Origin of the sequence: Bradyrhizobium sp. (assembly GCF_019244115.1) — a bacterium.
Classification (GTDB): domain Bacteria; phylum Pseudomonadota; class Alphaproteobacteria; order Rhizobiales; family Xanthobacteraceae; genus Bradyrhizobium.
In genome coordinates, this window is sequence record NZ_JAFATE010000259.1 from 1 (window position 1) to 9,833 (window position 9,833).

Annotated in this window: 7 protein-coding genes, 1 tRNA gene and 1 pseudogene; 3 read left to right on the forward strand and 6 right to left on the reverse strand. The window is 64.0% G+C overall.

Annotation, left to right across the window (positions count from 1 at the left end; genetic code table 11):
- Nucleotides 1-42 precede the first annotated feature (42 nt).
- Nucleotides 43-119 (forward strand) — tRNA-Arg (locus tag JOZ76_RS11660).
- 227 nt (nt 120-346) lie between these two features.
- Nucleotides 347-1,573, forward strand: a complete 1,227-nt coding sequence (locus JOZ76_RS11665; protein WP_291698779.1) for a tyrosine-type recombinase/integrase — start codon at nt 347-349, stop codon at nt 1,571-1,573.
- A gap of 35 nt (nt 1,574-1,608) precedes the next feature.
- Here the strand turns inward: JOZ76_RS11665 and JOZ76_RS11670 are convergent, their stop codons facing one another.
- From JOZ76_RS11670 to JOZ76_RS11695, 6 genes and pseudogenes are all read right to left on the reverse strand, one after another.
- A complete protein-coding gene (locus tag JOZ76_RS11670; RefSeq protein WP_366938564.1) occupies nt 1,609-1,833 on the reverse strand; it encodes a helix-turn-helix domain-containing protein in 225 nt (74 codons plus the stop codon).
- Nucleotides 1,834-1,997: 164 nt separating this feature from the next.
- The gene (locus tag JOZ76_RS11675) at nt 1,998-2,798 is read right to left on the reverse strand and encodes an ABC transporter ATP-binding protein (protein WP_291698781.1); all 801 of its coding nucleotides are present in this window, start codon (nt 2,796-2,798) and stop codon (nt 1,998-2,000) included.
- Nucleotides 2,756-3,774, reverse strand: a pseudogene (locus tag JOZ76_RS11680) (FecCD family ABC transporter permease). Before JOZ76_RS11680 ends, JOZ76_RS11675 begins: the two are co-directional and overlap by 43 nt.
- Nucleotides 3,775-3,786: 12 nt before the next feature.
- Nucleotides 3,787-4,650 carry an iron ABC transporter substrate-binding protein gene (locus tag JOZ76_RS11685; RefSeq protein ID WP_291698782.1) on the reverse strand — a complete coding sequence of 288 codons (864 nt, stop codon included), beginning with the start codon at nt 4,648-4,650 and terminating at the stop codon, nt 3,787-3,789.
- 255 nt (nt 4,651-4,905) lie between these two features.
- Nucleotides 4,906-6,765: a molybdopterin biosynthesis protein gene (locus tag JOZ76_RS11690; RefSeq protein WP_291698783.1), complete on the reverse strand. Its 1,860-nt coding sequence runs from the start codon at nt 6,763-6,765 to the stop codon at nt 4,906-4,908.
- On the reverse strand, nt 6,762-7,877 hold the full coding sequence (locus JOZ76_RS11695) for a molybdopterin-binding protein (RefSeq protein ID WP_291698784.1): 1,116 nt from the start codon (nt 7,875-7,877) through the stop codon (nt 6,762-6,764). Before JOZ76_RS11695 ends, JOZ76_RS11690 begins: the two co-directional genes overlap by 4 nt.
- An 813-nt stretch (nt 7,878-8,690) precedes the next feature.
- Between JOZ76_RS11695 and JOZ76_RS11700 the strand changes: the two genes are divergently transcribed.
- On the forward strand, nt 8,691-9,833 hold a 1,143-nt coding region (locus JOZ76_RS11700), incomplete at its 3' end, for an aldehyde dehydrogenase family protein (protein WP_291698785.1).

Here is a 9,833-nt window from a genome sequence, read left to right on the forward strand (position 1 = left end):
CTGCTGGCTCGCGCCCGCCAACTCTGCTAATCGACCCTCGACGCGCTCGTAGCTCAGCTGGATAGAGCATCGGATTTCGATTCCGAGGGTCGGAGGTTCGAATCCTTCCGAGCGCGCCAGGCCCGCCTTCGCCCCCCTTCGCCCACCATCGCTGGTCACCGTAACGACATGCAAGAAACCCTTGCGGCGTAAGGCTTTATCGCATTATCGGCGGCCGTTGGGCGCCTGCCGGCTATGATCGGCGGAGCCCTCCGCTACGACCCTTTAGCCGTCCCTCGATCTGAGTTAGAATCTCCCTTCGCGAAGTCGGCGGTTTTTCAGCGAGGGACAGGAGTTCGAATCTCCCATGCAGCTTCTAACTCAGAAACCCGAGATCACGGCCAAGAACTATCTGTCCGTCGGACCCGGCGAATATCCATGCGGCAACAATCTCTACCTTGTCGTTTCGCCGACCGGCGGCCGCCGCTGGGCGTTCCGCTATCAGCGCAACGGCATCGTCAAGAAGATGGGCTTTGGCTCGGCCAAGGAAACCGGGCTCAAGCTCTCCGACGCCAAGGAAAAGGCGATCGACGCCTTGCGGCTCCTCGCCAAGGGGATAGATCCGAGAGAGCATCGCGACGAAGAGAAACGCCGCGCTTGCGGGTCGCGCCTGTTCGGCGAGTTCGCCGAGGAATGGCGGCAGACCTACGAGACCGGAATGAGGCACAAGGCCGCGCGAGCCAAACTCAAGCGCATCGTGCAGGTCATTTGCAAACCCCTTCATAAGCATCGGCTTCACGAGATCGAGACCCCGCATGTCGTGAACGTGCTCATGACGGTTTGGCAACGGCCCGATATCTCGCGGACCACGCGTCAGATCATCAAGAAGATTCTCGATGCCGCGATCGCCCACAATCTGCGGCCGAAGGATAACCCCGCTGATTGGGCCAGCCGGCTCCAGCCGATCATGCCCAAGCAACGCCGGCGCGGAACAATTCGGGGTGGACACACGGCCATGGACTACAAGGATCTTCCGGCGTTCATGCAAAAGCTTGCCGGCACCTCCTCGCAAAGCGCGCGAGCACTCGAGGTAACCATCCTCACCCTCGCACGAACGGCGGAAGTGCAGACCATGCGGTGGTCGCAACTCGACCTCGACGGTGGAATCTGGAATCTGGGCGTCCTCGGCACCAAGAACGAGCGGCCCAAGCGCACGCCACTCCCGCGACAGACCTTGGCCTATTTGCGCGCGGCCCACGCGGATCGCGTCAGTGACGACTTTGTATTCCCCGGTCGCAGTCTGAAAGAGCCCATGAGCAACATGACCATGCTCAAGTATCTGAAGGAAATCAGCGGAGATGAATCCCTCACTGTGCACGGTTTCCGGACAACGTTTCGAACCTGGGCGCAGGAAGAGACCGACTTCGAGGAGGAGATCGTCGAGCACTGCCTGCATCACATCACGGGCGATGCGGCCGAAAAGGCCTATAAGCGGGGGGAGGCCCTCAAGAAGCGCCTGCTCGTCATGCAGACCTTCGCCGACTTCGCGACAGAACGACCCAAGAGCAATGTGATGCCGATGAGGGCTGCCTGAGGATTCGGGCTATCCACCTGGCGCGGACGAGGATGTCATCGCTCGGGCTGTTCGGTCTTGTTGGGCAGGTTTTCCAAGAACGACGTCAGATCCGCGCGCGTGATGATCGTGCGCGTGCCATATTTTCGGATTCGCAGCCGCCCTTCCCTGATGGCCTTGTAGAGGGACGTCTGGCCCAAGGATGAGAGTGCCGCGGCTTCAGGAACCGTCAGGCCGAGCCTTTCCACTGCAGATCGGAGCATCGATTCGCGTTTTGGCATCTTCGCGCGTCTCGCCTCAGTTGCGAATGGTGATCAGGAAGGCACACGGACCCAGTTGCTATGGCTGAAGCGAGCGCTCCGCAATATCCGGAGCCCCAGCGGCGCGATTTCGGTGGCGTTTTCGTACAATTTGGACGGTTCGCATGACGGCTCGATCGAGCGCTTTATTCCGGCAGGAACGCACCTTCGCCGGTGTCCGGATCATGAATGTGCGCAATCGTCGCGCCGTAGAGCGCTTCCAGCTGCCCGCGATCGAGCACGGCATGGACCTCGCCCTCCGCAAGACAGGCGCCGCTGCGCAGGAGGAACGCACGGTCGGCGGCGCGCAGTGCGTAGTTCGGATCGTGCGTCGTAAACAGCACGCCATGCCCTGCAGCGCCAAGCGCGCGGATCTCGCGGATGACACGTCCCTGATTGCCGAGGCTCGCAGTCGGCTCGTCCAGCACGATGAACTGTGGCTCCTGCGCCAACGCGCGCGCCAGGACCGTGAGCTGCCGTTCGCCACCGGAGATCTTGGTGTAGGGACGATCGTCGAGATGCGCGATCCCAAGACGCTCCAGCATGCGCCCAGCAATCGCGCGGTCGGCGGTGCTCGGCCCGCTGAACAGGCTGCCATGCGCCGTGCGTCCCACCAGCACCACGGTCTCGACGGTAAAGGCAAAGGTTGCCGCGTGCGATTGCGGCACATAGGCGATGCGCTGTGCGCGCTCGCGGGCGGTATAGGCCGCCAGCGGCCGATCGCCGAGCGTTACCTCGCCGCTGATGGGCAGCAGCAGACCAAGCAGCGTCTTGAGCAGCGTGGTCTTGCCGCCGCCGTTCGGGCCCAAGAGCGCCAGCACCTCACCCGTTTTCAGGGCAACGTCGAGATGACTTCCGACCACGCGATCGCGGTAGCCGATGGTCAGGTCATGGCCGGAGAGAATCATTCCATCGACCAGGTCTTCGAGACGCTGGCGAGCAGCCATACGAAGAACGGCGTGCCGACCAAGGCGGTGAGGATGCCAAGCGGAATCTCGACCGCGGCGATGGTGCGGGCGAGTGTATCGATCAGAAGCAAAAATCCACCGCCGATCAAAGCGGCCGCGGGGATCAGCCGGCCGAAATCCGGTCCCACCAGCGTGCGCGCGATATGCGGCACCACAGGTCCTACCCAGCCAATGATGCCCGCCGTCGCGACACTGGCAGACGTAACCAATGTTGCCGCCGCTACGATCGCGACCCGCAGCGAGCCCGTGGGCACGCCGAGCGCGCGCGCCTCTTCATCCGGCAGCGACATTACGTTCATGCGCCAACGCAGTGCAAGCAGCGCCAGCGTACCGAGCGCAACCGGCCCAAACAGCGGGATGAGATCGGCAGGCCCGGTCGCGGCCAGGCTGCCGAGCAGCCAAAAGGTCATGGCAGGAAGCTGGTTATAGGGATCGGCCAGATACTTTATCAGGCCGACACCTGCGCCCAGCAGCGCCCCGATGACGACGCCGGCGAGCACCAGGACCAGGACAGGATCCCGCGTCCGAACGGCCGATCCGATCGCGTATACGGAAGCCACAGCGAGGAGCCCGCCGCAAACGCCAGCGCCTGGATCGCGAACACGCCGAGCGAGACAAAGATGCCGAGCACGGCTCCAAGTGCCGCTCCGGAGGAAGCGCCGAGAATGTCGGGCGAGACCAGAGGATTGCGGAACAACCCCTGGAACGCCGTCCCCGCGACGGCGAGCGCAGCTCCCACGAGACTTGCCGCAAGGACCCGCGGCCCACGCACGTGCCAGATCACGTTCTCGACCGCAGGCGGCACGTCTGGCGCGTGGCCCGTGAGCTTGGCAGCGAGAACGGCGAAGAGTTCGCCGACACTAATCGGATAACGTCCGACTGTGAATGCGAGCAGCAGTCCCGCAAGAAGGACCAGGAAGGAAATCAGCAAACCGGGTGCGCTGGAGCGAGCCATTGCGGCAGGCTATCACCCGCGGCCCTCGAGCACACGGCCGATATCGGCATCGGAGGGCGCCACGTGATAAAAGCGGGAATAGAAATCGCGCGTCACCGCGCGAATATCCTCGTCGAAATGATCGGGATAAAAGATCTTGGCGAGCCACCAGAGCCCAATCAGCCGATTGACGGATGGCGGGAAATCGACCCAGCCGAAGGGAAGTTTTGGCGACAGGTAGACCCGGCCGGTGCGGACCGCTTCCACCTGCGCCCATTGGGGATCGCTCCGCACGCTGTCGGCAAAGTCGCGATCGATGGTGACGATCACCTGCGGATTCCAGACGAGCACCTGCTCGATCGACACCGTGGCAAGGCCACCCTGGCGCTCGGCGGCGACATTGCGGGCGCGGAGGAACTCAATCGTCTCTACGTTGATCGCGCCGCCCAGCCCGGTCTCCAGCCCGCGCGGTCCGCGGGCGTAGTAAACCCTTGGACGCTGATCTTCTGGAACGCGATTGACCCGCTCGTTAATCGTCGAGAGCGTCTTCTCGGTGTAGGCCGCAAGAGGTTCTGCATCGCGGTGGGTCAATGCGCCGAGCAGACGATAAGTAGACGCAGTCGCCTCAAAGCGGCCGTCGAGCAGCGCGTACGGAATTCCGGTCTGCTCCTGCACCCGCGCAGCAAGCGAGGCAAAGGTTGGCGTGGTCGAGCCGACATCGAGGATCAGGTCTGGTTTGAGCGCCAGCACCGATTCGAGGTTGGCGGTGTTGCCGCGTCCCGTGAGACGTCCCACCTCAGGACGAGCGCAGACGTCCGGAAGCATGAACGCGCACTCATCCGCCCGATTGGCACGGGGCCAGCCAAGCAGCAGATCCGGCGCCAGGGTGTAGAGCATGATCGCTGCCGGCGGTCCCGCTGGGAACACGCGCCACGGTTTCGGGAACCGTGATGATGCGGCCGGCAGTATCCGTGATGGTGGCCGCACGCGCGGCTTTTGGCACGAGCAGCGCCGCAGAGGCGGCAAGCAGGGAACGGCGCGTAAGGCTCATCGACTAAGGTCCATACTGGAAGGCCCATGGCGAATAGCGCCAGTCACGATCTCGCTGTCAATTTCGATCGTACATCGTGCTTTTTTACTTCCACGCCCCATTCACGCCGGCCTGAATCCCGCGCTGACCAGCGCCGCGCGAGCTTCGTCCGAGACCAGCGCGTCGAGAAACGCCTTGACTACCGGCCGGTTCTTGCGCGCCGTGACCAGCGCGAAATCATAGTGCTCTTCAGCGAGAGGAATAAAGCCGAGGTCCGATGCATGCGCGACCGGCGCGATCGTCATGCCCCAATCGGCGCGACATTGCGCTACCGCTGCGGCGACGGCATTGTGCGAGCGCGGCTGATTCCAGTAACCCTCCGGCCGAGCGCCGCCAAGCAGCCGGTCGATCAGGATGCGCGTGCCCGCGCCCTGGTTGCGGTTGACCATGATGCAGCCCTGATCGGCAAGCGCGGCACGCACCGCAGCTTCCGCATCCAGGCCTTCAAAGCGCTTATCGCCCTTGCGAAACACGATGCCCTGCATCCGCCGCCAGCCCGGCACCAGTTCGAGCCCCTCTCCGAGATGGGGCGTGTTGTAGGTTTCGGTCTTCTCGTCAAACAGGTGGATCGGCGCAAGATCACATTCGCCCCGCTTGGCCGCCGCGAGCCCTCCGAGGCTGCCGACCGCGATCGACCGCACCGTCAATCCGGCCCGCGCCAGCGGCGCCGTGACCAGGTCGAGTCCAGTGCAATGACTGCCGACAATGACGAGATCGGGCACCCGCACATGCGGCGTGATGGCGCCAGACCCCTTGCCGGAGGGATAGGCGATCAGGCCGTCCGCGCCTTCGACCAGCGACACCATCACGAACTCGATCCGGCCCAGTTCGGAGGCGATCCGCACCGGCAGCTTCGCGGTGACCTTTGCATCGGTGCGCGGCGGCAGGCCGGCCATGCGTCGTAGAACCGGCACGATCATGTCGTGAAAAGTGAACATTGCCGATGTCGGGAAGCCCGGCAGGATCACCACCGGCTTGTTCTCGCACACCGCCAGGCACAAGGGCTTGCCCGGCTTCAGCGCCACGCCGTGGGCAATGATTCCGGGCGGCCCGAGCCGCGCGATGATGCGGTGCGAAACGTCGCCCGCGCCTTTCGAGGTGCCGCCGGAGAGCACCAGCATGTCATGTCCTGAGAGCGCCTGTCGCATTGCGGCTTCCAGCGCGGCTTCGTTGTCGGCGACAGCGCCGAGAAAGTTCGCCTCGCCGCCGTTCTCGTCAATTGCCGCCGCGACAATCGCGCCATTGGTGTCGTAGATCGCGGCCGGGCGAAGGGCCTGACCCGGCTCCACCAGCTCATCCCCTGTGGAAAGCACCGCAACGCGCGGTTTGCGCACGACCTGAACTTGCGCAATGCCGCAGGCCGCCAGCATGCCCACTTCGCGCGATCCGATCACGGTGCCGGCGCGCAGCAGCGCCTCGCCGCGCGCGATATCGGAGCCGGCGTAGGAGACGAATTGACCGGGCGAGGCGGCGCGCCGGACCTCGATGCTCCGATTGCCTGTGGGTTGCGTATGCTCGACCATCACGATCGCGTCGGCGCCACGCGGCAGCGGGCCGCCGGTTGCGATCGGCGTCGCGGTTCCCGACAGGACCGGCCGGGACGGCGCGAAGCCGCAGGCAATGACCTCATCGTTCAACACGAGCCGAACTGGCGATGTTTCGGCGGCGCGGGCAAGGTCGGCGGACCGCACGGCAAAACCATCGACATTGGAACGATCGAACGGCGGCACATCGATCCGCGCCACGACATCTTCAGCGAGCGCACAGCCGAGCGCGTCCGCAAGCCGGCGCAGCTCGCCGGGCAGCGGGCGCGGGAACAGCGCGGCTTGGAATCGCTCGATCGCATCTTCTCGCGACAGGATGGTCAGGAACTGATCCTGATCGACACTGCCGCGGCTTCTCGTCTGCTGGTTCTGGCTCATTCTCGCAAGATATAGGCGGCAACCGGCGTTCCCGCAGCATACCCCTCGCTACCGCCCGGTATGAGGAGCCATGCATCGGCGGCGAGCATGGCCCCGTAGGGCAGATCACCGACGGCCAGCGGCACCCAGCTATCGTCCCTGCGCCCAAGCAATGTGATTTCTGCAATTCCGACTGAAGAAGCGATCTTGCGCGCCAGCGGCAGCCCTCTTGCCGGACGAGGCTGCCGGCCGGACAACCGATCCAGCGTGGGCAGCGCTAACGTCCACCAGGCGCCCAGCGCGTGATCGGCCGACCCCGATATGGCGATGACGGGCGTCCTCCCGATACGCCCAACGGCCGACGTGTGGCCCGGTCGCAATGCGATGCCGTGCGCAATTACTTCGCCGCGTTGGGCCAATGCCATGACGGTCGCGTCGGTGCGGCCGATGCCAGAGCCGCCGATCGTGATCAGCAGATCGCAGGCAGCGGGCTCGAACGCCGCTGCGACGGCCGCAGGATCGCGCGAAGTGGCCTCCACAAATGTTACTTCCCCACCAGCGGAGCGCGCACAGTCATGGATCAGCTGCGCCGTTATCACCTCACCGCTCGTCGCAGGAATATTCACAATGCGCAGCCTCGGTCGACGCACCCTGATTGTCTCCAGCCCGGCCGCCCGCGCGACCAGGAGATCGAGGGGGCGAAGGCGCATGCCAGATCCGATAACGGACCCCTCTGCGAGATCTTCGCCAACCCGGCGCACGCCCTGCCCGGGTATCGCCTCGACCAGCGCCTGGATGATGGGGCCCGTTTGGTCGACGGAATCGGGCTCGACCACGCAATCGCAGCCATTCGGCATGCGGTCACCCGCCTCGAGCCAAATCGCCGACGTGAGCGGCAGCGGTGAGAAAGAGGATGCGCCGACCAGATCGTTGGCTCGCAACGCCCATCCATCGGCCGTCGCGACATCGTACGGCGGATGCGCCTTGAGCGGCGGCAGGTCGGCGCTGATGCAGCCCAGCGCTTCCCCTACCGGAAGCTCAACGACTGCTGACGGCTCCAGCCCGCGAAGCAGAGCGGCGAGCGCCACGTCAAGCGGCGTGAGTGAAACCGGCAGGCGTTGTGCTGAGATCATCGCCCATGGTGGACCACGGATCGCCTGGGTTGGCAACCGTTTGGCCGGGTGTCCGGCTCCGACGTCGGCTCTTGCGATGTGCCAGCAACTTAGGTCGAGAGGGATGGATCACGCCATTGTCCAGCTGACGCGACCGAAGAGCCAGTACCGTCACGCTGAAGGCGCAAGCGTCATCTGGTTGACTCGGCGACGATCATCTCCGAGGGGGAGATGCGGCTCCTTCGCGCATTCGCGTTTCGATCAGGCTTGCAGTGCACGCGTTGCAAACAAGGGCGCACTCGTCCGAGACAAGGCCGAGCTTGACGTTGAGCCCGACCGCAAGGTCCTCATCGGGAAGAGCGGGAATGATGCGGTCGCAACATGAGCATCGATGCTGCGTGTCCGATGCGTTTTGGTTGGCAAGGTCATGTATCGCTGAAACATCACGGATCATTGTTCACCTCCGGGCCCATCTTCACAGCCTTTCCTTCCACCTCCGCTATATTCTCATAGATATATTGCATCCGGCAAGCCATGCGCGGTTATTCTACTGCCTTGAACGCTTAACGATCCCAGTGGCTTAAGCCGTCGGGCACCGACCAACGTCGTATTTCATCAAATATAACGTTGACGACGCGCGGGAGCGGAGCGCAGACTGGCAACGGTTTCGCTTGAGGAGCAATCCAACCGTGCCGCGAATCTAGACCCGCAATTCCTGCCCGCCATCAGGTCGGTCTCCGGCCGCCGGGACCGCAGACCAAGCGGGATCGGACCCGACAAGTTGAACCGCGATCCAGACGCCAAAAGGCGCTGTCACCATCAGGGAGAAATGCCATGTACCAGCAGGCTTTGGAGAAGATCTCGAAGCAGGTCCTCATCCGCGACCGCTATGACAATTTCATCGGTGGAAAGTGGGTCGCACCGGTCGAGGGCAAGTATTTCGACAATCCAAGCCCGATCACGGGAAAGCAGCTTTGTCAGGTCCCGCGTTCCACCGCGGCCGATATTGACTTGGCGTTAGACGCCGCCCACAAGGCCAAGGACGCCTGGGGCCGCACGTCGGTTCAGGAACGCTCCCGCATGCTGAACAAGATCGCCGACGAGATCGAGGCCAATCTCGACCTGCTTGCGCTGGTCGAGACGCTCGACAACGGCAAGCCGATCCGCGAAACGACTCATGCCGACATGCCGCTGGTCGTCGATCACTGGCGTTATTTTGCCAGCGTCGTCCGTGCCCAGGAAGGCGCCCTCTCCGAGATCGACCACGACACCGTCGCCTACCACTTCCACGAACCGCTCGGCGTCGTCGGCCAGATCATTCCGTGGAATTTCCCAGTCCTGATGGCGACCTGGAAGCTTGCACCGGCACTTGCAGCCGGCAATTGCGTCGTGCTGAAGCCGGCCGAGCAGACACCGCTCGGTATTCTCGTCGTCATGGAGCTGATCGCGGACATCTTGCCGCCCGGGGTGATCAATGTAGTCAACGGCTTCGGCATCGAGGCCGGCAAGCCGCTCGCACAGAGCAAGCGCATCGCGAAAGTCGCCTTCACGGGCGAGACCACGACGGGGCGGCTGATTATGCAATACGCCTCGGACAACATCATCCCCGTGACCCTGGAGCTGGGCGGCAAGTCGCCGAACATCTTCTTTGCAGACGTCGCAGCCGCCGATGACGACTTCCTCGACAAGGCGCTCGAGGGCTTCACCATGTTCGCATTGAACCAGGGCGAGGTCTGCACCTGTCCGAGCCGGGCGCTGGTCCATGAGAGCATCTACGACCGCTTCATGGACAAGGCGCTGAAGCGGGTCGAGGCGATCGTCCAGGGCAGCCCGCTCGACGCCGCGACGATGGTCGGCGCCCAGGCCTCGACCGAGCAGCTCGAGAAGATCCTGAGCTACATCGACATCGGCAAGCAGGAAGGCGCCACGGTGCTGACCGGCGGCGGCCGGGCCGATCGCGGCGGCGCGCTCGCGGGC